General features: G+C 65.8%; 3 protein-coding genes. All 3 read left to right on the top strand.

Annotated elements, in window-relative coordinates; translation table 11 throughout:
* A partial coding sequence (locus tag ACT6Y9_RS09660; protein ID WP_443744367.1) for a transposase occupies nt 1-207 on the top strand: 207 nt, incomplete at its 5' end.
* 102 nt (nt 208-309) lie between these two features.
* Nucleotides 310-714 carry a hypothetical protein gene (locus ACT6Y9_RS09655; protein ID WP_443744366.1) on the top strand — a complete coding sequence of 135 codons (405 nt, stop codon included), beginning with the start codon at nt 310-312 and terminating at the stop codon, nt 712-714.
* Between the two features lie 184 nt (nt 715-898).
* Nucleotides 899-3,319: an aconitate hydratase gene (locus tag ACT6Y9_RS09650; RefSeq protein WP_443744365.1), complete on the top strand. Its 2,421-nt coding sequence runs from the start codon at nt 899-901 to the stop codon at nt 3,317-3,319.
* Nucleotides 3,320-3,363: the final 44 nt, after the last annotated feature.

The raw sequence follows: 3,363 nt of genomic DNA, 5'->3' as shown, positions 1-3,363 counted from the left end.
CTCATGTTTCCGACGACGCTCAGCATCGCAACCATCGTCAATTCGTTGAAGACCATATCTTCGCGCTTGATTCGCACGAAGCATCCCGGAGTGCTTGAGGGCGGGAAAACAGGCCTCTTTTGGTCGCGCTCCTATTTCGCCGCCACGGCGGGCGGCGTGACCCTCGACGTGCTCAAACGCTATGTGGAGAAGCAGCGCGAGGCGTAGCGCCTGAAGACTTCGCCGCCATTCCTCCCCGCCCTGACGGGCGAGGGTTCCTGGCGGATCTTGCTGACTGGATCCGAAGTGCTTTTCGAGCAGCCGCATGCATTGGCCTTTCCTCTCCTCTCCTCGCCGGCGGTCATCCTCCTCACGCTCCATGCGCTCCTGAAGGGCATGGAGACGCGCCTCGTCCTCCTCTCCTCCGGCTGTTCCCTCGCCCTCATCGCGGGCAAGCCGCTCGCGGCCTTCCGCGCCTTCGACCGGTCGATGACCTTGGGGGGCCTCATCATCGGCATCTGCACGGCGATGGGTTTCCCGAGCGTCGTCGCGGCGACGGGCTGCGAGCGGCATTTTGCGGACCTCCTCATCCGCCCGCTTGCCGGAACGGGCGTGTTCCTTCTCCCCGCGCGCTCGCCGTATGGTCCTCGGTGCTCCGGGAGACGAACGGCCGCAGGGTCTGAGCCCGGCGCGCCCGTTCTCTCTCTTCTCCCTCCGGTCCGCCTTTTGATCTAGGCCCACGGTACGTAGTGGTTGTCCGGAGGAAGAATGCGTGTCAGGCGGCGGGGACCAAGCGTTCTCCTCGAAGAAGACCCCGCCGTCGGCATGACCCCCGCCGCAGGAGCGCCGGAGCGCCTCCATCCAGGGAGGCGCCCGCAGCGCTCCTCCCGCGGCCACAAAGAAGAAAAGAGAGAACACTATGTCTGAGAACAAGTTCGGCGTCTCCCGCCGCACCCTGCTGAAGACCGCGGCCGCCGCCGGCGCCGCCGCGTCGGTCCCCGGCTTCGCCTCCGCCGCCCTCCCGAAGGACGGCGCCGCAGTCTCCGACACGTCGAAGATCCGCAACTTCGACATGATCGAAGCGTTCTACCGGTCCTATCCGGAAAAAATCGCCGCGGTGCGCGCCAAGATGGGCCGTCCGCTCACCCTCGCCGAGAAGGTGATCTTCACGCACCTCTACCATCCGGAAAGCCTGCGTGAATTCAAGCGCGGCGCGGACTACATCGAGCTCCGTCCGGACCGCGCCGGCACGCACGACATCGGCGGCCCGATGGCGATCATCCAGTTCCTCTCCTCGGGCAAGGAGCGCATTGCGCTCCCGGCCGCGCTCGTCTGCGACCACCTCGTGATGGCCAACGCCGGCGCCATCCCCGACCTCAAGGTGGCCGACAAGGGCAACTTCGAGACCTACGACTTCCTCGCCCGCGCCGCCAAGCGCTACGGCTTCGACTTCTGGCCCGCCGGTTCGGGCATCTGCCACCAGGTCTTCCTCGAGAACTACGACTTCCCGGGCGGCATGATGCTCGTCACGGACTCGCACACCCCGACGGCTGGCGGCATGGGCATGCTCGCGATCGGCGTGGGCGGCGCGGACTTGGTCGACGGCCTGATGGGAATGGAGTGGGAGCTCAAGATGCCCAAGCTCATCGGCGTCAAGCTCACCGGTGAACTCAAGGGCTGGAGCTCGCCGAAGGACGTGATCCTCAAGCTCGCCGGCATCCTCACCACGAAGGGCGGCACGAACAGCATCGTCGAATTCTTCGGCGACGGCACGAAGGCCCTTTCGGCTACCGGCAAGGCGACGATCTGCAACATGGGCGCCGAGACGGGCGCCACGACGTCGATCTTCCCCTTCGACGACTCGATGGTGCGCTACCTCAACGCCACGGGCCGCCAGGCCGTCTCCAACCTCGCCAAGACGGTCGCCGCCGACCTGCAGGCCGACCCGGAGGTTTTGGCCAACCCCGCGAAGTACTTCGACCGCGTGATCGAGATCGACCTCTCGACGCTCGAGCCGCACATCAACGGCCCCTTCTCGCCCGACGCCGCGATGCCGATCTCCACGGTCGCCGCCAAGGCGAAGGAGAAGGGCTTCCCGCAGAAGATCGAGGTGGCGCTCATCGGCTCGTGCACGAACTCCTCCTACGAGGACATCACGCGTGCGGCCTCCGTCGCCAAGGAGATGCTCGACAAGGGCGTCGAGGTGAAGACCCCGATCATGGTGGTCCCGGGTTCGACCCGCATCTACCAGACGCTCGAACGCGACGGGCTCCTCGACGTCTTCAAGAAGCTGAACGCCACGGTGCTCGCCACCGCCTGCGGCCCCTGCATCGGCCAGTGGCACCGCACGACGGGCGACATGACGCGCCCCAACACGATCATCGAGTCGTTCAACCGCAACTTCGCCGGCCGCAACGACGGCTCGACGAAGACCAACGCCTTCCTCGCTTCGCCCGAGATCGTGATGGCGATGGCCGCCGAGGGCGACATCACCTTCAATCCGCTCGCGCAGGATCTGCGCTCGAAGACGGGCCTCAACGTGCGCCTCTCCGCCCCGAAGGGCGAGGAGCTCCCCGCCAAGGGCTTCGTCTCCGAAATCACCGGCTGCGTGCTGCCCACCTACGAGAAGATCTCGATGGAGGTGAGCCCCACGAACGAGCGCATCCAGCTCCTCACGCCCTTCAAGCCCTGGGACGGCAAGGACTTCGTCGAACTCCCGCTCCTCATCAAGGTGAAGGGCAAGTGCACGACCGACCACATCTCCCCGGGCGGCAAGTGGCTCCCCTACCGCGGCAACATCGACCGCATCTCCGACAACCTGCTCGAGCGCGGCATCAACGCCTTCAACGGTCAGGCGGGCAAGGTCTGGAACGTTGAGACGAAGAGCTACGACACCCCCGCGAAGGTGGCGCGCTACTACAAGAACCACGACGTCTACTCCGTGATTGTGGGCGACGACAACTACGGCGAAGGTTCTTCGCGCGAACACGCCGCCATGGAGCCGCGCTACCTCGACGTCTCGGTCGTGATCGCCAAGAGCCTCGCCCGCATCCACGAGTCCAACCTCAAGAAGCAGGGCATCCTCGCGCTCACGTTCGTGAACCCGGCCGACTACGACAAGATCCGCGAAAAGGACCGCATCTCGGTTCTCGGTCTGAAGGACATCGCTCCGGGCAAGACCGTCAAGGTGGAGCTCACGCACGAAGACGGCTCGAAGGAGTCCTTCGAGTGCGGCCACTCCTACAACGCCAAGCAGCTCGCCTGGTGGCGCGCCGGTTCGGCCCTCAACTGGGTCGTCGCCGAAGAGAAGGCCGCCAAGTCGGGCGCCAAGAAGGCCTGACGTCCCCAGGCCCAAGGCCCGGGACGTGGGGGGCGGAGGTCGGC

Origin of the sequence: Sutterella sp. (genome assembly GCF_052272535.1) — a bacterium.
GTDB lineage: Bacteria > Pseudomonadota > Gammaproteobacteria > Burkholderiales > Burkholderiaceae_F > Sutterella.
Note: the sequence above shows the minus strand (reverse complement) of the source record. Positions and strands in the feature narration are given on the sequence as shown.

Excerpts from the sequence above, each read along its gene's own strand:
- ACT6Y9_RS09650 (WP_443744365.1), top strand. The coding sequence starts at position 899 with ATGTCTGAGAACAAGTTCGGCGTCTCCCGCCGCACCCTGCTGAAGACC.